This is a genomic window from Aliicoccus persicus, assembly GCF_900110815.1.
Lineage (GTDB): Bacteria > Bacillota > Bacilli > Staphylococcales > Salinicoccaceae > Aliicoccus > Aliicoccus persicus.
In genome coordinates this window covers 1-21397 of record NZ_FOIT01000005.1, presented here as the reverse complement: position 1 = coordinate 21397, position 21397 = coordinate 1, and the positions used below count along the sequence as shown (strand labels likewise).

Here is a 21397-nt window from a genome sequence, read left to right as displayed (position 1 = left end):
TGAAATGATTATATACAAAGGAATAACATTGTTCCATATATTATTTACTCAAGTTCTTCAATTTCTATCGTGTCTTCAAAATCTGTGTTCTCTCTATATCCTGACATGACTTCTAAAAATGTGACGTTATCCCCATCAACGGCATCCATCTTTCTATACAAGATCGTATCTGTAATATAGTTCGTTTCCTTATTGATCATTGTGACGATACCGTAGCTATCTGTACCTTCTATAAATCCGTCATTAACTGTATACTGCAACGTGTTGAACACATCTTCTAATTGCGCATCATTTTCCAAACTCAAATAATAATTTTCATCTGTTTCATGCACAACTAACCCATCGACCGATGACAACGCTTCATGCAGTACGTCATATCTAAAGTACATCACTTCTTCCACGCCATACTGACTCGTATCTTGGAACACACCTTCTGTCATGCTATCGTTCAACCACACGACATCCTGTTCTGTGTTTCCATATCGATACAACACTTGGTTACCTGATTGATCGACTCTAAATGCCTGCACAGATAAAAAGTCATCTTCTTCTGCAATGTAGCCCTGTATTGATTGGTCACTGGCTGACGTTATTTGCATATTTTCCATATCTCTGTAAACGAGATTATTCGCAACTATAAACTCATAGCGCTCCAGTGTATCGAGTTCATCTAACAGTTCATTTGCATCGACATCAGATTCTATGAATCCTTCTGTTTCATATAGAATTTCACCGATGTATGATGAATGGCCTGGATTATCTTCAAAGAAATTTTGTAAAACATTCGATAAGTTCGCTTGTACAATCTCGATTACTTCAGCATAGTCACCGTCATCATAAATGGATTCGACTTCATTATATCGATCATACTTCGCATATAGTTCAGACACGATCCCCCCGTCTATTTCTGGTATGTCTGCACTTGTCAGTATAATTGATTCTTCAATGTAGCCTGTTTCTTTATCGATTGTGATGATCAGTCCATAGTTATAGTTCAATGCTTCAAAATCTTGTAGGTATATTGAACGGATATTATCGAGTGACGAACCAAAATCAGCATCTTCAGTCACATTCTCTAGTACATAATGTGTATCTGTTTCATAACTGGTGAATGATTCTTCTTGTGCAGTGATCAGGTCATGCAACACATCATAACGATGTAAAATTAAATCTTCTGTCGTCAAACCGTAGTCTTGTAAGTCGATATAACTTTCCGTTCCCTGTGTATATTCGATAGCAACACCTTCTGCTGCATCACCATATCTAACCGGCTCCAAGTTTTCTGGTGTGCCTTGACCCTCAATGATTTCTAACGTGTCACCATCTTCGACGATAATACCTGTCGTTTCGAGTGGTTGTTCAAATTCCTCCACACTGTCATAGGACGTAAACTGGCTTAAAAATTCAAAGTAATAAGACGTAACTTCGTCTCGTGGTGCGAGTATCTCTGAAAGTTCGATATCTGTTTGTTCTACATCACTGAGTTGCTCGACGAGTTCTGCCGTTTTATAGAACCTTGAATCGAAATCTTCTAGTAGTTCTGTATCTTGCGCATACACGGATGAAGATATTAGTAAACCGAAGCCAGCGAAACAGAGTAATTTTTTCATATGTGCCTCCAGATGATTATCTTTATTTATGTCTTATTCTTCTAAACGGCGTTCGCAAAATTCTACGATGCGCTTTAGTGCTTCGACGCGTGCATATCGCTTGTTATTACCTGGAATGACATACCATGGTGCTTCGCTCGTGTTTGTATTAAAAATCATTTCTTCTGATGCTTGAATGTATTGATCCCATTTATCACGATTACGCCAGTCTTCGTCCGTCAGTTTCCATTCTTTATCTGGATCCTTTTCGCGATCTTTAAAACGCTCAAGCTGTTCATCCTTATCTAAAGATAAAAAGATTTTAACGATGATGGCACCTGAATGGACGAGTGATTTCTCAAAGTTGTTTATTTCCTGGTACGCTTCTTTCCATTCCTTGTTTGTCGCAAACCCTTCGATGCGTTCAACAAGTACACGTCCATACCAACTGCGATCGAAGAATGAAATATGCCCACTTCTCGGTACATCGATATAGAACCGCCATAAATAATGATGTGCAAGTTCTATTTCCGTCGGTGCTGACACGGCATTGATCGTATAGCCCGTCGGGTCTAAAAACATGCGCGTCCGCTTAATGTTACCACCCTTACCTGCTGCATCCATACCTTCATAGACGAGGAGCAGTGGCATCTTCTTTTCATACAATTTAAATTGAATTTCTCTCATACGCATTTGAAGTGGTTCTAATTTGTCTTTGTAATCATCTTTGTCGAGCGATTCCTTATCGAAGTCGAAGTTGAAGAGCGTTGGTTTATAGTTTTCAATGAATTCACCATCAACGTTCGGTTTCTTCTTTTTCTCACGATGCTCGATACATCGTTCAAGTCGATCGAAAATCGTTTCAAACAGCGACTCTACAGAAGATTGTTCATCTTTGAAGTCGAGTATCGTCCAGGGTGAAGGTGTTGGATTTTCTAAAAAGATTTCCATTTCCTTTTCATAATTGACGTTATCCATGCGTTCCTGGAACTCTTCCGCTTTCCACTGACTCGCTGGATTTTCCTCGAGCGCTTTTAAATGTTCTTTCTTCACGTCATCATCTGCATGGACATAAAACTTAATAATTTCATATCCTCGATCAATCAGTGTCTTTTCAAAATTGTAAATATCATCGCGAATATATTTGTAATCCACGCGGATATTGTCTTTTATCCCTTGCGCTTCATAATCAATCAAATGCGCATACCAACTTCTAAAGTGAATATTAATATCCCCATTTTTCGGCAATGCTTTCCAAAACGGATAAAGAAACGGATAACGCTTATCGACTTCCATCGGTGGATGCGTTGCGAAGAAATCTGTATATTTTGCATCCAACGTCATATAGAGTGCATTGGCTAAACGTGATTTACCAGATGCGAGCGCCCCTTCAATGATAATCATAACCGGTATTTCTAATTCATGTGTGCGTCTTGATAAGTGTCCCATTTTCATTTCGAAATCTTTATCTAGATCAATCATAGATTCACTCCAGTCATTTAATTACTTATTGTATATAGTTTAGCAGAAATTTTGAATCGTTTATAAGTATTCTTCAATTTGTTAATTTATTCTTACCGTTTTGACTGTATTTTCAGAATTTTTAAATGATATAATGAAATTAAATTTATTGAGGAGGCTATACAATGACTGTTAAGTTCGAAGATATGAAATATGAACGCCCCGATTTAGAAAAAGCAGCGGCAGACGTCGATGCATTGCTCGTTCAATTTAATGAGGCGGATTCTGTAGAAACACAAAGTGAAATCATTGAACAGTTTAATGCAATCACAAATGACATCCATACAGCAATGACACTTTCATCTATACGTGCATCGGTTGATACGAAAGATGAATACTATGATGGTGAGCGTACATTCTATGATGAAAACGCTCCAACCATTCAAGAGATGATTAACAAATATTACAAAGCAATTTCTAACTCTAAATTTAGAGATGAACTAGAAAAAAAGTATGGCAAACAGTTGTTTAAACTTGCTGAATTCTCAATGAAATCATTTGACCCTAAAGTCGGTGATTTATTGAAAAAAGAAAATAAGCTATCGACAGAGTACTCTAAACTACTTGCATCTGCTGAAATAGAGTTTGATGGAAAAACATTGAACTTATCTGAGTTTGGTCCGTACATGCAACACCAGGATAGAGAAATGCGTCGCAAAGCATCAATCGCATCGAATGGTTTTTATAAAGAAAATATGAAAAAAATCGATAAAATATACGGTGACTTAGTACAAGTGCGTGATGAGATTGCTAAAGAACTCGGTTATAAAGACTTTGTCGAACTTGGATACTTCCGCATGAGCCGTATCGACTATGATCGTAAAATGGTCGAGAAGTTCAGAAAACAAGTTGAGGAATACGTCGTGCCACTTGCAACGAAATTAAGAGAAAAACAGCGCGAAAGAATCGGTGTTGAAACATTGTATTCTTATGACGAAGCATTCGACTTTAAAACAGGTAACGCGACTCCGAAAGGCAATGCGGAAGAGATTTTAAAACACGGGGAAACAATGTATAAGGAACTATCACCAGAAACGGATGAGTTTTATCAGTTTATGCGTGAGAGAAACCTGTTTGATGTTGAAGCGAAAAAAGGTAAAGAAGGCGGCGGTTATTGTACATTCATTTCAAACTATAAAGCGCCGTTTATTTTCAGTAACTTCAATGGTACTTTAGATGATATCACCGTATTGACACACGAGGCAGGTCACGCGTTCCAAACGTATATGTCACGTGAGACACCGGTACCTGAATATATCTTCCCGACATATGAATCATGTGAGATCCACTCGATGAGTATGGAGTACTTCACATATGACTGGATGAACTTGTTCTTTGAAGAAGGCACAGATAAATTCTTCTATGCACATTTGGCAGATAACATTCAGTTCTTACCATATGGTGTTGCGATTGATGAGTTCCAACATATCGTCTATGAGAACCCACAGTTCACAGCAGCAGAACGTAGAGAAGCTTGGCAAGAACTCGAGCGTAAATACTTACCGCACCGTAACTATGATGGCATCGAACCAGTGATCCATGGCGCATTCTGGCACCGTCAAGGCCATGTGTTTGGCGCACCATTCTATTATATAGATTACACGCTAGCTCAAGTTTGTGCGTTGCAGTTCTGGAAAAAATCAAAAGAAGACTTCGATGGCGCTTGGAAAGACTACCTACATTTGTGTAGTTTAGGTGGATCAAAAGCATTCACTGAGTTAGTTGCAGAAGCAAACTTGAAGAGCCCATTTGAAGAAGGCAGCTTGAAAGCAGTCGTTGAAGAAGCCGAGCGCTACTTAGATTCAATTGATGATAAGGCTTTGTAGGATATTGATTGTTTGATTGAAAGTGAACCCCAAAAGTTGAGTGACTTTTGGGGTATTTTTGTGTTTTGGAGATGTAAAATCAATCTGTGTGTCCGTGAACGAGTCTCATTGACGCGTAAATCCATTTGTGTTCCAGTGAGCGAGCTTCATTGGAACGCAAACTTATCTGCGTGTCTGTGAGCGGGTTTCATTGGAACGCAAATCAATCTGCGTGTCTGTGAGCGAGCTTCATTGGAACGCAAATCAATCTGCGTGTCTGTGATCAACTCTCATTGGAACGCAAATCAATTTGCGTGTCTGTGAGCAACTTTCATTGACGCGCAAATCAATTTGCGTGTCTGTGAGCAACTTTCATTGACGCGCAAGTCAATTTGCGTGCCTGTGAGCTACTTTCATTGACGCGCAAATCAATTTGCGTGTCAGTGAGCAACTCTCATTGACACATAAACCCACCTCCAACTCCAACAAACACAAAAACCTCCAATCCCAAACTGGGATTGGAGGCTTAAAATTTAATTTAAAATTACTCAGCGCTGATAGATACATCTTTCAACTGGTAGATACCTAAAGCGTTAATTTCGAAGCCTTGTACTTCGTCACGAACACCAGTTAAGTAGTTTGAGTGGTGGATGTAAACCATTGGCGCAAGGTCTACAAGTAGATCTTGTGCTGCAGAGTAATGCTCTAAACGCTCATCTGGGTCAATTGCTTGACGTCCAGCTTCTAGTAACTCATCTAACTCATCATTTTGGATGAATGAACGGTTACCTGGCGCACCCACTTGTTCAGAGTGGAATAATGGATACATACCGTAGTCTGCATCACCAGTTACGACTGACCAACCTAAGATGAACATGTCGTGCTCACCGTCAGCTGTTCTTTCTAAGTACGCACCCCACTCAACTTGCTCGATTGATACATCGATGTTTAATTCAGCAAGTGATTCTTGCATAAATACTGCTGTATCAACACGTTGTGGGTTATCGTTTGTCCAAAGTGAAATTTCAAATCCATCTTCGTAACCTGCTTCAGCCATTAATTCTTTTGCTCTGTCCATGTCGTAAGTAATACCTTCAACATTTTCATCGTAACCGAATACAGCTGGTGCTAATGGACCAATTGCTTCAATACCAACGCCATCGTAAATACCAGCAATGATTGCTTCACGATCGATTGCGTAAGAGATTGCTTGACGCACTAATGGATCATCTAAGTATTCTGCCTCTACGTTGAATCCAACGTAAGATAATGACATTGACTCAGTTTCATCTAAATAAGTTTCGTCATGGTTTTCTACACGATCTCTACTAATTGGGTCAACTGCACCGATAACGTGTGAGTATCCACCCTCTAACTCAGCGATACGTGAAGCAGTTTCAGAAACTACTTTGAACGTAACAGAGTCTAATAATGCAGGCTCATCGAAGTAATCATCATTACGTACAAGCACTGTGTTGTCACCAGGTGAACGTGACTCTAACACGAATGGACCTGTACCGATTGGATTTTGTGCAGCATACTCACCGATGTTTTCACCGATTGCCGCAACGACGTCTTCGTCAAACTCTTCACCAGCAACTAAAGCTTCAACGTATGACTCATAGTCATAGTCCGTGCCTTCTAATGCTTGGTTGTAGTCTTCAGTAATGACATCTAGTGATAACATACCACCTGCGTCATGTGCTAAGTGCGAAAGTAAAGGTGCGAAAGGATATTCTGTCGTAATTTCAACTGTATAGTCATCTACAACTTCAATATCAGTAATCATTTCATAAAGGAATGCACGTTGTGATGCAAAGTTTTCGTCAGTTACACGAAGTAAGTTTGCTCTAACAACTTCTGCGTTAAATTCGGTACCATCATGGAATACTACATCGTCTCTTAATGTAAAGCTATACGTATTCTCATCTGTTTCTTCCCACTCAACTGCTAAGTGTGGTTGAACTTCCATGTTCTCATCTAAGATCGTTAACGTATCGTAGATGTTCGCACGGACGTTACTTGAAGGTACATCGTTGTTACCATGTGGATCTAAGCTGACTAAGTCACTCATGTCAGCGATGATTAAATCTCCACCGCCTTCTTCTTGTGCATCAGCTGCGTTAGCAACTAATACTGAACCTAGCGTTACTGCAAGTAATGAAGTTAAAATACTGCGTTTTTTCACGAATTTTTCCTCCTAATAGAAAATTTTTTTAATTAAATTTTAATTTAATTAAGTACATTATACAACACCGAGTATAACTATACAACCAAAAATTACCTAATATCTTTCTTCTTCTTGACCTTCTAACGCTTCTAATGATTCATCGTCAATATTTTTACGCACATCTCTCATCTCATAGTTCGCCTCGTGTTTACCGCTCTGAATATCTAATGCGTAATGACACGCAACTTCATGTTTCGCATTGCTTTCCGGGTCTTTGTTTTCAAGCACTGGCGTGTCTGTTTTACAAAGATCTGTCGCGAATGGGCAGCGCGTATGGAAACGGCATCCCGTTGGCGGATCGATTGGTGATGGAATATCACCACGTAAGAAAATACGGTCTGACTTGTTGCGTGGATCAGCCACCGGTATAGCCGATAAAAGTGCTTTCGTATATGGATGTTGTGGATTTTCGAAAATACTCTTCGTATCGCCGTACTCCACAATTTTTCCTAAGTACATCACGATGATTCGATCTGAAATATGACGCACAACACCGAGGTCGTGTGCAATAAATAAGTATGTTAAGCCCATCTCACGCTGTAACTTTTTAAGCAAGTTTAACACTTGTGCTTGAATCGATACATCAAGTGCAGATACCGCTTCATCACAGATGATTAATTTAGGGTTAACTGAGAGTGCACGTGCAATACCGATACGCTGACGTTGACCACCTGAGAACTCATGTGGATAACGGTGCATCTGGTGGCGCTGAAGACCAACTGTTTCAAGTAAATCAATGACGCGCTGTTCACGTTCACGCTTTGGTACAGCACCAGTGATTTCCATCGCTTCCATTAAAGTTGCTTTAACCGTCATACGTGGGTTGAGCGATGCGTATGGGTCTTGGAAAATGATCTGTAAATCGTCACGCATATCGCGCATTTCTTTTTTCGATTGTGCAAGTATGTCTTTACCTTCAAAGAATACTTTTCCTTCTGTCGGTTCTTCCAATCTTAAAATAGATCGACCTGTTGTAGACTTACCACAACCTGATTCACCAACGATCGATACGGTTTCACCTTTGTTTACTGTAAATGTAATGTCATCTACTGCTTTAACATGGTTCACTGTACGACCAAAGAATCCACCTTTGATCGGGAAGTATTGTTTTAATCCTTCAACTCGAAGTATTTCTTCATTTTCTTCTTCACGAAGTATGTCTTCACTTGTTTTCATAAACTTTTACTCCCTTCTCTCCATCCCAGCGTTCATCATAAATCCAGCAGCGAACATCGTTTCCATCATCGATTTTCTTTAATTCAGGCATTTCTTTACAAATGTCTGAAGCAAATGGACAGCGGGGAGCGAACTTACATCCCGGTGGCATTTCATGTGGTGCCGGCACGTTCCCTTTAATCGGAACCAGTTCATCTTGTTCAATATCGTGACGTGGCAATGAGTTTAACAGACCGACTGTATATGGGTGTTTTGGATTTTCAAACAGCGTATACACATCGGCATATTCTACAACGCGTCCTGCATACATAACAGCGACATAGTCACATGTCTCCGCAACGACACCAAGGTCATGGGTAATCATAATAACACTCATCCCAATTTCTTCTTGAAGTTCTTTTATCAGTTCAAGAATCTGCGCTTGGATTGTCACATCAAGTGCAGTTGTTGGTTCATCTGAAATGAGTAATTCAGGCTTACATGCAAGTGCAATGGCAATCATGACACGTTGTCTCATACCACCTGATAGTTCGTATGGATATTGCTTCATACGTTTTTCCGGTGATGGAATACCAACGAGTTTCAACATTTCAATTGCACGTTCTTTTTGCTTTTTCGGACCGAACTTTTGGTGGATTTTAATTACCTCGCTCAATTGGTCACCAATTGTATACACAGGATTCAATGAAGTCATTGGCTCCTGGAATATCATTGAAATCTCGTTACCGCGAATTTTTCTCATGCGTGAGATCTTCGCATTGACGAGTTCTTCACCTTTATATTTAATTGAGCCACCTTTAATTTCACCTGGCTTCTCAATCAAGTTTAAAATCGATAAAGCGGTAATACTTTTACCCGAACCAGATTCACCAACGATACCAAGCGTCTTACCTTTAGGTACTTCAAAAGATACCCCATCGACTGCCTTTACCTCGCTTTTACCAACGAAGAAAGATGTGCGCAGGTCATCCACTTTTAGTACGGCTTCTGGCGATTCATCTAGTCCTACATTTGTTTGTTGTAATTCCTCAGCCATCCTTACCGCTCCTTTCTAATTTAAGTCAACACGTTTATTTAAGAATTTATACGTAATGTCTACTAGGAAGTTAACTGTAACGAACATCACTGCTAAAACAAGTACAGTACCTTGTACGACAGGGAAGTCACGCGCAAAGATCGAGTCAATGATTAAACGACCGAGTCCGTTGATTGCGAATACACTTTCCGTTAATACAGATCCTGATAAGAAGTAACCAAACTGTAAACCTGCAACAGTGACAACTGGAATCAATGCATTTTTCAGTGCGTGTTTGAAAATTACTGAACGTTCTTTAACACCTTTTGCTCTCGCTGTTCTAATGTAGTCCTGACCGATAACGTCAAGCATACTACTGCGGGTCATACGCGCAATAATTGCAGCACCTGCAGTACCTAATGCAATAACTGGTAGTACCATTTGGTTCGGGTTACCCCAACCTGTCGGTGCAAACCAACCTAGATTGATTGAGAACCACTGAATTAACATTAGTCCTAACCAGAAGTTTGGCATTGAAAGACCGAATAATGTAATTACCATCAATGATACATCCCAGAAGCTGTATTTCCAAACAGCTGATACGATACCGACAAGTAATCCAGCAAAGATACTAAATGCTGTTGATATAACTGCGAGTTCAAATGTAATGAAGAATCTCGCGCTGATATGGTCAGATACCGGAATATTATCTCGAATCGATGTACCAAAATCTAAAGTCAGTACATTTTTTAAGAAATCAAAATACTGAATGTGTAATGGGTTATCTAATCCTAATCGACGTCTAATTGCATTGACAGTCGCTTCAGGTGCACTTTCACCAGCCATGATTAAAGCAGGATCACCAGGTGTCAAGTGTAGGATACCGAATACTAAAATAGTTACACCAAATAATACAGGTATTAGTTGGATTAAACGTTGTGTAATAAACCTAATCATGTCCTAGTCCTCCTTAATTTTTAAGCTTTGGATCAAGTGCATCACGTAAACCATCACCAAGTAAGTTAAATGCAAGTACTACAATTACAATCATCATACCTGGGAAGAATGTAATATGACCTGCTTGATACATATAGTTTCGACCATCATTTAACATTGCACCCCATTCAGGAATTGGCGGTTGTACACCGAGTCCTAGGAACGAAAGTCCTGCAATAGATAAAACGGCTGACGCTAAGAAAATTGATGTGTTTACGATAATCGGTGACATAATATTCGGTAAGATATGCTGGAATATTATTTTAAAGTCTTTTGCACCAAGTGCACGTATCGCATCGATATATTCTAGATTTTTCGTTGTCAATGTGGATCCACGTACAATCCTTGCAAATTGAGGCACCGCGGATATCGCAACGGCAATTGTCACGTTGATCGTGCTACCTCCAAGGATACTTACGATGAATAAAGCAAGTAAGATACCAGGGAATGCGAGTAACACGTCCATTATTCTCATGATGATGGAATCGATCCATTTTCCGTAATATCCTGCGAGAATACCGAGTGGAACACCCACTAGGGCTGCTAAAAATGTTGCAGCAAATCCAACGCCGAGTGTAATGTGCATACCATGGAAAATTCTATAGAGTATGTCACGTCCCATATGGTCTGTACCGAACAAAAACTCAGCAGATGGACCTTCTAGGCGTGCTGTTAAGTTAGTTTTGGTAGAACTAATACCTAGCCATCCAAATCTCGCATCTAAATATCCAAATACAGCAATGAAAAATAAAATAACCAAGACATAGAACCCTACCATTGCTGCTTTGTTCTTATTCAATCTTCCGAAGAATTCTTTAATATTCTTCATTAGCAGCTGAGTACTGGTCATGTCTTGATATCCGTTATTCTGACTCATTCAATTAACCTCCTCTAATCGATTCAATCTGTATGTAGTTGAATGCTTAAGTGAATTATATAGATAATATTCTAGTTGTGCAATTACATTCTTTGATTTTTTATACAAACATTTATAATATAAATACATTTTTCAGAATATTACAAGTTAATATCATTCATACGATAAAAATACAAAAGACGCTGATACTTTACAGTATTAGCGTCTTTTTACACTCATATATATTATAATGGTAATCGAACAGGTCTCATATATTTTACTATGATTTTATCGACGACAAGTTCATGAACAAATGTCTTATCTTGATTACTGAACGCAGACTGTTGTGATAGGAACTTTTGCATACGTTCGATAATGAATTCATCGTCCGCTTCTTTGTCTACATCGTCACGATTTTTCGACTTTCGAGACTGATCTGACTTTGTAATCTTTTCACTCATCACACGATTGACACGATCATCTAATCGATTTAAACCTTCGTCCGTAATTTTTCCTCGTTTATCTAAAACAGGTGCTTCTTCAATTGGTTCTTCTTCGTTCTCTTCTTCAGTTTCCTCTGAATCTATATCTTCTTCTGATTCTTCATCCGGTGTTTCTTCAGAGACTTCTGTATCTTCTTCAATATCTTCTGAATCATCAGGTGCTTCTTCATTTGGCGTCTCTATTGTCGTCTCTTCGTCAGCTTCATCTTCACCGACTTCTTCATCGTCATTGTTTACAATGCCATCGATATCTTCTTCAGGCTCTGCTGGCGCAAGCACGTTAGAACCCTCTTCTTTTTCAGATGGCTCTTCTTGTGGTGTTTCATCTTTAGGTTTTTTATCTGGTTCATAAATTGTTTCAAACTCAATATCACGCTTGGACGTGTTTGCGACATTAGAATTTGGTGATTCACTCACTTGCTCATCAACTTGTTCCTCTGTGTTTACATCTTCCGACTCATTATGATCAGGGCTATCAGCGGTCGCCACTTGGACATGACTAAATAAAAGCATCGATACACCAAAGATCAAAGCCGGTTTCATATATCGTTTCATTTTATAAACACCACCAATCTTTTACAAACTACTCATTACTTAATTTACCACAATATATTTAAGTTAATGTTTCAGTTACATTTCAAATACATAAAAAACCATGTAATATTGTACATGGTTTAGTTTTGCATGACGTCATAAGTTTTCATAATATTCACATATGCCTCTGAGCCGAGTGACTTGCAGATGTAGAAAAATAATACATCGCACACGACAAGCTGTGATATTCGACTCGTCATATTCATATATTGTATGTTTGTTTCTTCCTCTGTTATTTCAATCGCAATGTCAGAATGTCGCTTCGCCGTAGATGCATGATGCTGCGTTAAAATAATCACCGTTATATTTCTTTCCTTGGCCTTTTTTACGACTTCAATAACCTCTTGTGTTTTTCCACTCAATGTGATGACGAATAAAACATCCTTGCTTGTAAAATTGGCCAGCTTAGTTAGACACAAATACTTATCTGCTGTGAAATAGGCGTTGACATTTACTCTGTGTAATTTTTGTTCAAATTCATGTCCGACTGCACCAGAATCACCAATTCCAAATATCAAAGTATTCTTAGCTTTTAACATAACTGCAGCTGCTTCTTTAATACTTGACCGGTTTACGATCCGTTCTGTATTATGTAACGCTTGGATAGTATTGCGAAATACTTTTTCAAAAATTACTTTGCGTGAATCTTCTTCCAGATCGATCACACGGGAAACGTTCATATCATCCAGCGTGTGTATCTCCTTAGCAAGTTCAACTTTTAATTCTTTAATTCCATTTAGTCCGATGCGCTTAGCGAACCTAACAATTGCTGCATCACTCGTCTGTGATTGCTTAGCGATCTCTTTAACCGGCATCTGAATGATTTGAGCAGGGTTCTCTAACATATAATGTGCGATTCGCGTTTCCACCGGCGTCATATATTCTAAGCGCTTGCTAATCTGACTTAATACAGAAAACATGATGTCCACCACCTCAATGTATATATTTACATTTTTCTACATTAAGATAAAAATTGCAACATCTTTTTTCATTTAATTTTAATTTTGGTCTAACGTTTATTAACGATTGGAGCATTTTGAAATGCATTCAGTGGGTATTGTGTAATTTTAGTTTGACATTCCCCAGTCTCTGTCGATAGCTCTACACCGGTCGCATCATGTGCAGGGAATATGCGGGCACTCATCACTGCTTCACCATCATTTAAAAACAATTCAATACTTGAAATATCCATAAAAATTCTGATCTGTTTCAATGGTTCAGTTAACACAACTTTACGTACTGCACCGTCGACATCTTTCGGTAAACGACCGCTGAGTCCACGATCTAACGTAAACTCTCCAGTTTCTTGATCGTACTTCAGCACCGTTTCTTCACGATGACTCAGGCGTAATTTTACATATAAAATCGATGAAGTATTCTCTTCAATATCGATGATCATTTCATAATTATCACCAGCAAAGTCTCGCATCTTATGTGGAAACTGTGTGATATAGCCTTCCGCTTCAATCGGTTCACCACGCATCAATTCAAGATTTTGTGCAGGTACTTGACGCAATTTATTTTTAACAATCGTCAATTCTCTCGGAATCGTTAGACAGTGACGCCATCCATCTTCATCTGTTGGATATTCGCCATTTTTCATGCCCATCCAACCGATTAAAATCGTTTTTCCCTTTGGACTTTTTGTAAGTCGTGGTGCGTAAAAATCAAAGCCATTATCAAATTCAAAAAATGGCCCATGAATCATTTCTAAACGATCAAAATCGATTTCTCCAATCATATACCCTGCTTGGAACATATTATGGTAATGGTTTTGATACTTATCGATACCTTTCGGACAAAATGACAACAACGTTTTCCCATTAATATCGATGATATCTGGAAACTCCCACTGATAGCCAAACTCATTGAATCCAGTCGTCAGTTCCCCCTTATAACGAATGTATTCATCATCTGCTTTAAATACAGCCAATCTTCCATATTCCTCAGCATTCATGGCACCAGTAATGAAATAAAGATCTTGCTTATGTTGAAATAATGCCGGGTCTTTTATCTTCGTTAATTCGAAATTATCCATTTCAATGTCGACGATGGTCGTATCCTTATCGAATTTCTCACGCTCATTCATCTCACCCGATAAAAGTGATTCGATACGGTTGCCAGCTCGCATCCACCTACCGTGGTAAAACACCATCAAGCTGTCATCAAACGACAATGCATCGCCTGAAAATGCGCCGAGATCATCATAAAGAGAGTCCGGTTTTATAAATATCCCTTTATTTTCAAACAGCGATAGATCATGGCTCGTCACATGATACCAATATGGGATGTCTTTATCTGCACCGAGTGGAAACCACTGATAAAACACGTGATAGTGATGTTTGTGATGAATAAATACAGTGGGATGACCGAGCTCACCAAAGATTGGCTGAACATGATACTTTTGTCGCCACTGACTATTTTTTGCACGCTCAATCAAGGCATCGACTTCTGTCCTCGGCAGCTCATCCAACTTTTTTTCATTATAACTATTAAGACTCATCCAAATCACCACTTTCTAGACCTTCAGAGATACGCTGCTCCTCAGCTTTTAAATAACGTTTATAACCATATTTCGAAATGACTATACTTATTTCATACAGGATAATCATCGGTATTGTCAATATGATGTTCGTCGTGAGTTCAGGTGGTGCGATGATTGCTGCTAGAACAAACAAAATGAAATAGGCATATTTTCTGTTTTTCTTTAAAAATGGTGGTGAAATAATCCCGAGTTGTGTTAAAAACAATACCAACACTGGCATTTGGAAAATGACACCAAATGGCAATACCGTGCGAAATAAAAACCCGAAGTATTCGTTGATACCAATAGTCGTTTGGATACCCATGGATGCAGAAAGATCAAATGTAAATCGGATAATATATGGCACGAGAATAAAATAACTAAATGCAAATCCGATCAACACAAGCAACATGACGATAGGTATATAAGACAGCGTAATACGGCGTTCTTTCTCATACAAACCAGGCGAAACGAATGCCCATATTTGATACATGATGACTGGCAGTGTGATGACAAACGCAACGACAACCATGATGAGAATGTAAATTCTTAACGGATCCATCACTTGGAACGCATGCATCTGAATGTTATCCGTCCACGGTGCATTTTGCATGTAATAAATTAACGGTCGAGACACGAAAAAACCGATGATAAGTCCCGCAAAGAAAAAGTATGCCGTGACAATTAGTCGGGACCGCAGTTCAGTTAAGTGTTCTCCGAAGGATTGCTCTTTCATTTGTTCGTTCTTTTTTTCACTCATTTTAACACCTCACACTTCAAAAAAAGGTGGCATTCGCCACCTTACAATTAGTCTTCTTTTGATTTCTTTTCTTCTTCATGATCGATTTGTTTCTTTTCTTTGTCCTCAGTCATTACGACACCGTTCATACCGTCTTTAAATTCTTTTAGTGAGACGCCGATAGAACGTCCAAACTCCGGCAAACGTTTTGAACCGAATAGAATAAGACCGACGACTGCGATAATGATTGCTGCTGTTGGACTGATAAATGATAATGTTTGTGGTAAAAATATCACGTTTATTCACCTCTACTTAATTTCATATTAAAGCATAATGACTGTAATTCAAGTGTTATGTCCACGTCATGAATCACTAAGCCTTCATGTCCCGTAAGTTTAACCGGCGCGAAATTCATAATTCCATGAATCCCGGCATTTTCAATCGCTATTTTTGCTTCTTCCGCACTCTCTTTTGGAACAGTTAAAATTGCGATATTTATATTCTTTTCTTTTACAATATGATTTAACTCATCCATGTTATATACTACACAATTTCCGATAGTCTTACCAATAACTGTCTCATCAATGTCAAAACCTGCAACAAGTTGCATCGAGTTGCTCACGTTGCCACCGAAGTTGTAGCGTAGCAATGCACTGCCGAGGTTTCCGACACCGATAATTGCGACTTTCTTAACTGTTTTACCAAATATTTGCTCACTGAAGAAATCGACTAATGAATCAATATTGTATCCATAGCCCTTCCTGCCCAGTTCCCCAAAATATGAAAAATCTCTGCGAATTGTTGCTGAATCTATATCTAATGAATCACTAATACTTTTTGATGATACGCGTTTTGTGCCTGCTTCTTGCTGTGATTTAAAGTATTTATAATAGATGGGCATACGTCGCTTTGTTGCTTCTGGGATAATTCGATCACTCATTATGCCCATACTCCCTTATATTAATTTTCTTAAATATTATACCACAAATAGTGCTTAATGTCGCATAAGTATCGTATCTTACGTGCATTTATTGTACACTGATTATGGAATGAGGGATAGCATGATCGTCTTACAAATGCATAATTTAAAAAAACTATATGTTACTGACTTAGTGTTCGATCAAGTCAGTTTACAAATCAAGTCGAACGAGCGCATCGGGATCGTCGGAAAGAACGGTGCAGGTAAAACAACATTGATGAAAATAATGGCCGGCGTATCACAATATGATAGTGGTACACTTAGTATTCCAAAGACTGTAAAAATCGGATACTTAACTCAACAGATGTCTCTCGAATCGGATGAAACCATCTATGACGAGATGTCAAAGCCATTTACAGAGACTTTGAAGATCAAAGACGCGCTAGATCAAGTGTCAGAATGGCTCGGTCATAATGAATATGAACATCCGGAATATCAGGAGAAATTAGATACATTGGAATCTCTTCAAAATGAATTTGAAGCAAGAGACGGCTACTTGATCGATAGTAAAATCAAATCGATTGTCACAGGCCTAAATTTCTCTATGGATGATCTTTATCGTTCTGTAAATACATTTTCCGGTGGACAAAAAACACGATTCGCACTTGGACAAATGTTATTAAACCAACCGGACTTACTACTTCTTGACGAGCCGACCAACCATTTGGACATGGAAACTGTGGAGTGGCTTGAACAATACTTAGTCGGATTCCCTGGCGCCGTCGTTATCATCAGTCACGATAGATATTTTCTCGATAAAACCGTCAGCAAAATATTTGAAATCGAACGCTACAAAGGAACGCTTTACCACGGAAATTATTCTAAATATTTAATTGAGAAAGAAAAGCGATATCAATTAGAAATGAAGCGCTACACTGCGCAGCAAAAAGAAATCAAAACGCTCGAAACGTTTGTTGAAAAAAATATTACGCGCGCGTCGACAAGTGGAATGGCAAAGAGCAGACGTAAGCAACTCGAAAGAATTGAGCGTCTAGAAGTGCCAATGGAAGACCGTCAAAAAGCGAAGTTTCGATTTGACATCAAACGCGAAAGTGGAAACGATGTACTCACAATTAAAAATCTCTCGATTGGACATGACGAAGTCGTTTTAAACAGCAACATTACAATCCAAGTGAAGAAATCAGATCGCATCGCCATCATCGGACCAAATGGTATCGGCAAGACAACGCTTGTTAAAACGATCGCACAACGTTTAGATGCGATTGATGGCGAAATAAAATATGGTTCCAATGTATCGATTGGTTATTATGATCAGAAGCAAGCGGAGATTTCATCTAATCGCACAGTACTTGAAGAGCTCTGGCACGAATATCCTGAGATGAACGAGAAGGATGTACGTAGTGTCCTCGGACAATTCTTGTTTACGCAAGACGATGTACTAAAACAAGTCTCTTCACTGAGTGGTGGCGAAAAATCACGCATCCAACTGGCAAAGCTCATGCTAGAGAAGAACAATGTACTCATACTCGATGAGCCGACCAACCATTTAGATATCGATAGTAAAGAAGTGTTAGAACAAGCATTAGAAGACTATCCAGGTACGATTCTATTCGTCAGCCATGACAGGTACTTCATCGACCGCATTGCAAGCAGAGTCATACGCCTCGGAGAAGAAACTGTTGATATATTCGAAGGTGATTACGGCTATTATTTAGAAAAGTTAGAAGAGAGAAAAGCACGAGCGATTGAATCCGTGGCGCAAACACAAACCAAAAATGAAACACAGGTGGATTATCAAGCACAAAAAGCCACACGTAACGAGATGAGACGACTTGAAAAACGATTGAATGAAATCGAAGAAGAGATGCAGATAATTGAGAAGGAAATAGATTCCATCGAGAACAAGTTAACTGAACCTGAGGTTTATAATGACTTTGAAAAAGCACAAGCACTGAACAAAGTACTGAATGAAAAAAATGAACACTTACTTTCAATCATGACAGAGTATGAATCGATTGAGGAAACGATGTCATCGAACAACAATTGATTCATACACAGCGTTATCCACAGAAAAAACTATTTTTAGTGCGTAAATCATGTCAAAAACATGATGAATTCAATACTTATCGACATGTTATTCACAGTTTGTGGATAACTCATGAAAAACACGCGTATGATTTGTGGATAACCACATCATACGCGTATTTCTTCTATATCTATCGTATTTCTTCCATTTAAAGATAAATCCGAGAACATATTTGCTTCATACATATGATACGCAACCGCACCAATCATCGCTGCATTATCCGTACAATATTTTAACGCTGGAATTGATAATTCAAAACCATGAGTATTTGAAAGTGATTCAAATGCACTGCGAACACCACTGTTTGCCGCAACACCGCCAGCAATGATCAACTGATTGACCGACTTCTCTTTTAGCACACGCATCGTTTTCTTCGTCAACACATCAACGACACTCTCTTGAAAACTCGCTGCAATATTTTCGGGAATGACTTCCTCACCTTTTTGCTTCGCATTATGAATCTTATTGATGACAGCTGACTTCAACCCACTGAAACTAAAATCATTCGTATCATCTTCCAAATAAGGACGCGGTAAATTATACGTATCCGAACCAACTTGTGCCAAACGATCTATGTGTGGCCCACCGGGATAAGGCAACTCAAGTAATCGCGCGACTTTATCGTAAGCTTCACCGACAGCATCATCCCGCGTCTCACCAAGCACTTCGAATGATAAATGATCTTCCATATATAGGATTTCAGTATGCCCACCAGATACGATGAGCGCAATGAGTGGAAACTCAAGCGGTTGATGCAATTGATTCGCATATATATGACCCGCAATATGATGTACATTAATCAGTGGTAAATCATGTGCAAAACTAAATGCTTTTGCAGCGTTTATACCGACAAGTAGTGCACCGATTAATCCCGGTCCTTCCGTCACTGCGACAACCGATAATTCTTTCGGCGTAACATCGGCTTTCTCTAACGCCTCTTCAATCACTATAGTGATTGATTCGACATGATGACGTGAAGCCACTTCAGGCACGACACCACCAAATCGTTTATGACTTTCTATTTGACTCATGACGACGTTTGACATCACTTCATGACCGTTTTTAATAATCGCACAAGCTGTTTCATCGCAACTTGTCTCAATACTCAAAATGATTACATCATCGTTCATTTACTTTCACCCACATAACATTGGCATCCTTACCAGGACCATAATAATCCTTACGAATACCACCATAATTAAATCCAAATGATTCATATAAACGAATCGCTGGTTCGTTATCAATCTTTACTTCTAAACTCACGACATCAACATGATGCGATGCCGCAAGTGTAATCGCATATTCCAAAAGAAAAGCACCAAGTTTTCTGCCACGATAGTCCCTATCAACAGCAATCGTCGTAATTTGCGCATGATCTTCTACAATCCACATACCAAAATAACCGACAATGTTGTCATCCAATGATACCGTATAATAATGTGCAAACTTATTTCCAGTTAATTCTTTAACAAATGTCTCTTTACTCCAAGCAGTCGTTTCAAACGATGCTGTTTCAATTTCTACAATACGCGTGACATCATTCATTGTCATTTTTTTGATTGTTGGTTCCAATTTAATTCCGCCTCCGACAATCTTAAATATTCTGGGACAAACCCATGCACATTCTCTTCTCTTATATAAGTATCGTACGCTTCAACTTCTGAAATTCTTGTTTGAATATGCTTAAAGTTTGGAATCGAACTTGCAATCTTATCCGTACGATTGCCGATAAAAATCGACGTTTCCGAAGCAATCTCACTAAACTTAATATGAACGGGTTGCAATATTTCTTCATGATTGTCATAACCGCTCGCAAACACTGTCCCCCGGCGTGCATCGATGATCGGATACACCGGTCCTTCATGAATCAAGTGCCGTGCAGACGCATACATCGAGAACAGACTGGACACGCTGTACAATGGGATATCTAAAGTCGTTGCGAGCACCTTTGCAACCGTCGCACCGATGCGCACGCCCGTGTAAGATCCCGGACCGCGCGCGACGATAATACGATCAATATCTTTTTTCTTCACGCGCGCGGTTTTAAACAAGTCGTCCAAATAGACCATCAACGTCTCAGAGTGGTTTACTTTGACATTCGTATTTATTTCAGCAAGCAATATTTTATCTTCATTAATTGCAATAGACAACATCTGGTTCGATGTATCAATCAGTAAACTTTTCATACAATTCCTCCACGATATGAGACATTGAAGGTGTCGCACTGAGTGTCACTTTACGACGCGTTTCATCGACATATTCGATATTGATATCAAGATGTTCATCTGGCCAGTATTCTTCAATGAACTGTGGCCATTCTACAATATTAATCGATTCATCATTAAAATATTCATCAAAGCCTAAATCATCATCACTATCTTCTAATCGGTAACAATCCATGTGATGAACAGTACAACCTTTAACGGGTGAATGATACGACTTTATAATATTAAACGTTGGAGATGTCATGTGACGCTTAACACCTAGGTATTTACCAACATTTTGAGTCAATGTTGTTTTCCCTGCACCAAGATCACCAGTTAACAATATTGTATACCCTGGTTCTAATCGATTTGATAGTAATGCTGCTAATTGTTCAGTTTCTTCTATGTTATTAATTATTATTATTCGTTCACTACCCATTATCCATTCACCTTCTATCCTATCGATTATACAACAAAGCATGATACATGTAGAGTGCCTGTGTCTCAATTTTCTTTTACACAACAAAAAAGACCTCCCAATTAAGGAAGGTCTTCATTCGCCCGGCGACGTCCTACTCTCACGGGACGTACATCCAACTACCATCGGCGCTGGAGAGCT

The 21397-nt window shown here is 39.0% G+C and carries 19 protein-coding genes; 2 read left to right on the top strand and 17 right to left on the bottom strand.

All coding sequences use genetic code 11. The features are described from left to right. Positions 1-44: 44 nt before the first annotated feature. Both BMW30_RS07935 and BMW30_RS07930 read right to left on the bottom strand, forming a co-directional pair. Positions 45-1610 carry a hypothetical protein gene (locus BMW30_RS07935; RefSeq protein WP_091475578.1) on the bottom strand — a complete coding sequence of 522 codons (1566 nt, stop codon included), beginning with the start codon at positions 1608-1610 and terminating at the stop codon, positions 45-47. Positions 1611-1643: 33 nt separating this feature from the next. Beyond that, a complete protein-coding gene (locus BMW30_RS07930; protein ID WP_091475575.1) occupies positions 1644-3071 on the bottom strand; it encodes a phosphate--AMP phosphotransferase in 1428 nt (475 codons plus the stop codon). Positions 3072-3235: 164 nt separating this feature from the next. Between BMW30_RS07930 and BMW30_RS07925 the strand changes: the two genes are divergently transcribed. Beyond that, on the top strand, positions 3236-4936 hold the full coding sequence (locus BMW30_RS07925) for a M3 family oligoendopeptidase (protein ID WP_091475573.1): 1701 nt from the start codon (positions 3236-3238) through the stop codon (positions 4934-4936). Positions 4937-5459: 523 nt separating this feature from the next. Here BMW30_RS07925 and BMW30_RS07920 read toward each other — a convergent pair. The 11 genes from BMW30_RS07920 to BMW30_RS07870 form a co-directional block, all read right to left on the bottom strand. After that, complete coding sequence (locus BMW30_RS07920; RefSeq protein WP_245705664.1) at positions 5460-7103, bottom strand: glutathione ABC transporter substrate-binding protein; 1644 nt, start codon at positions 7101-7103, stop codon at positions 5460-5462. Between the two features lie 96 nt (positions 7104-7199). Then, positions 7200-8321, bottom strand: a complete 1122-nt coding sequence (locus BMW30_RS07915) for an ABC transporter ATP-binding protein (RefSeq protein ID WP_091475571.1) — start codon at positions 8319-8321, stop codon at positions 7200-7202. Further along, positions 8308-9357, bottom strand: a complete 1050-nt coding sequence (locus tag BMW30_RS07910) for an ABC transporter ATP-binding protein (RefSeq protein ID WP_091475568.1) — start codon at positions 9355-9357, stop codon at positions 8308-8310. The genes BMW30_RS07915 and BMW30_RS07910 overlap by 14 nt, the downstream gene beginning before the upstream one ends. A gap of 15 nt (positions 9358-9372) precedes the next feature. Continuing rightward, positions 9373-10293, bottom strand: a complete 921-nt coding sequence (locus tag BMW30_RS07905) for an ABC transporter permease (protein ID WP_091475565.1) — start codon at positions 10291-10293, stop codon at positions 9373-9375. 13 nt (positions 10294-10306) lie between these two features. After that, positions 10307-11209, bottom strand: coding sequence for an ABC transporter permease (locus BMW30_RS07900; protein ID WP_091475562.1), 903 nt, complete (start codon positions 11207-11209; stop codon positions 10307-10309). 224 nt (positions 11210-11433) lie between these two features. Continuing rightward, positions 11434-12246, bottom strand: a complete 813-nt coding sequence (locus BMW30_RS07895; RefSeq protein ID WP_091475560.1) for a hypothetical protein — start codon at positions 12244-12246, stop codon at positions 11434-11436. A gap of 119 nt (positions 12247-12365) precedes the next feature. Then, positions 12366-13205, bottom strand: a complete 840-nt coding sequence (locus tag BMW30_RS07890) for a MurR/RpiR family transcriptional regulator (RefSeq protein WP_091475558.1) — start codon at positions 13203-13205, stop codon at positions 12366-12368. Positions 13206-13294: 89 nt separating this feature from the next. Next, entirely contained in the window at positions 13295-14788 is a 1494-nt protein-coding gene (locus tag BMW30_RS07885) for a glycoside hydrolase family 32 protein (protein WP_091475557.1), read from the bottom strand. Continuing rightward, positions 14778-15569: a twin-arginine translocase subunit TatC gene (gene tatC / locus BMW30_RS07880; RefSeq protein ID WP_091475554.1), complete on the bottom strand. Its 792-nt coding sequence runs from the start codon at positions 15567-15569 to the stop codon at positions 14778-14780. The genes BMW30_RS07885 and tatC overlap by 11 nt, the downstream gene beginning before the upstream one ends. A gap of 47 nt (positions 15570-15616) precedes the next feature. Next, positions 15617-15844 (bottom strand): Sec-independent protein translocase subunit TatA/TatB, encoded by a 228-nt coding sequence (locus tag BMW30_RS07875; RefSeq protein ID WP_091475551.1) that lies wholly within the window; start codon positions 15842-15844, stop codon positions 15617-15619. Between the two features lie 2 nt (positions 15845-15846). Further along, positions 15847-16488 carry a redox-sensing transcriptional repressor Rex gene (locus BMW30_RS07870; RefSeq protein WP_091475549.1) on the bottom strand — a complete coding sequence of 214 codons (642 nt, stop codon included), beginning with the start codon at positions 16486-16488 and terminating at the stop codon, positions 15847-15849. A gap of 121 nt (positions 16489-16609) precedes the next feature. Here BMW30_RS07870 and BMW30_RS07865 point away from each other — a divergent pair, with 121 nt between their 5' ends. After that, positions 16610-18535, top strand: a complete 1926-nt coding sequence (locus BMW30_RS07865) for an ABC-F family ATP-binding cassette domain-containing protein (RefSeq protein WP_091475546.1) — start codon at positions 16610-16612, stop codon at positions 18533-18535. A 146-nt stretch (positions 18536-18681) separates the two neighbouring features. Here BMW30_RS07865 and tsaD read toward each other — a convergent pair whose 3' ends face one another. From tsaD to tsaE, 4 genes are read right to left on the bottom strand one after another with little or no spacing between them, the layout of a single operon-like run. Next, positions 18682-19704: a tRNA (adenosine(37)-N6)-threonylcarbamoyltransferase complex transferase subunit TsaD gene (gene tsaD, locus BMW30_RS07860; protein ID WP_091475544.1), complete on the bottom strand. Its 1023-nt coding sequence runs from the start codon at positions 19702-19704 to the stop codon at positions 18682-18684. Beyond that, entirely contained in the window at positions 19694-20146 is a 453-nt protein-coding gene (gene rimI, locus BMW30_RS07855; RefSeq protein ID WP_245705663.1) for a ribosomal protein S18-alanine N-acetyltransferase, read from the bottom strand. Before rimI ends, tsaD begins: the two co-directional genes overlap by 11 nt. Beyond that, entirely contained in the window at positions 20122-20760 is a 639-nt protein-coding gene (gene tsaB / locus BMW30_RS07850) for a tRNA (adenosine(37)-N6)-threonylcarbamoyltransferase complex dimerization subunit type 1 TsaB (protein ID WP_091475542.1), read from the bottom strand. The genes rimI and tsaB overlap by 25 nt, the downstream gene beginning before the upstream one ends. Then, entirely contained in the window at positions 20741-21202 is a 462-nt protein-coding gene (gene tsaE, locus BMW30_RS07845; RefSeq protein ID WP_091475945.1) for a tRNA (adenosine(37)-N6)-threonylcarbamoyltransferase complex ATPase subunit type 1 TsaE, read from the bottom strand. Before tsaE ends, tsaB begins: the two co-directional genes overlap by 20 nt. Positions 21203-21397 lie beyond the last annotated feature (195 nt).